The 422-nt window shown below is 52.6% G+C and carries 1 pseudogene; it reads right to left on the bottom strand.

Annotated elements, in window-relative coordinates:
• Positions 1 to 422 (bottom strand): annotated as a pseudogene (locus tag AC1DPK_RS34320) (hypothetical protein); the annotation flags it as partial.

Raw genomic sequence — 422 nt, 5'->3', positions numbered from 1 at the left:
CCTGTAACTACTAGACGGAAGTCATATGCCGTTGCGGCGGACAAGCCTGTTACTGTTGCTGTTGTTGCATTGGTCACAAGCGCGCCTGTTGTCGCTGTTGTCCACGTGTTTGCACCTGTTGGTGTTTGCTCCACTTTAATGCTTGTTGCATTCGTTGCTGCGCTCCATGTGAACGTAGCGCTCGTTCCCGTTTTGCTTGCACTCGTGAAGTCTGTTAGTGCAATCGGATTTGTCGTTACCGCTACTACGTTCGAGTCGCCAGCATTTGCTCCGCCTGTAACTACTAGACGGAAGTCATATGCCGTTGCGGCGGACAAGCCTGTTACTGTTGCTGTTGTTGCATTGGTCACAAGCGCGCCTGTTGTCGCTGTTGTCCACGTTGCATTGGTCACAAGCGCGCCTGTTGTCGCTGTTGTCCACGT

Source organism: Paenibacillus sp. 01T424 (assembly GCF_056398745.1).
This window is presented reverse-complemented; position numbering and strand designations above follow the sequence as displayed.